1 pseudogene is annotated in these 278 nt (G+C 51.4%); it reads left to right on the plus strand.

Annotated features, from left to right (window positions below):
• Positions 1–278, plus strand: a pseudogene (locus ACTHS3_RS17775) (phosphatase PAP2/dual specificity phosphatase family protein); the annotation flags it as partial.

The raw sequence follows: 278 nt of genomic DNA on the forward strand, positions 1-278 counted from the left end.
GCTGAACATGGCTTATTGGCTGCGCGGCAAGGCGAAGACGGCGCGGGTTCGCGATGATGTGTTGATTGGCAGTATCTCAGGGGTTGCGGAGATTCAGCATTGTGGCGGAGTTTTTGGGAAAAAAACGGCATCTGCTGCGTTAAAAATGCTCGCAAGGTGTTCAACCTTGCTGCGCTTTTTGCCTTGCATCTACCATTTTTTGCCACAAAAATCCGCTTCACAAGCTAAATCTCCGCACCCCCTGGCAATTTCAGACGACCTCTCAGCCGTATTGGACG

Source organism: Neisseria sp. P0009.S007, assembly GCF_051962515.1.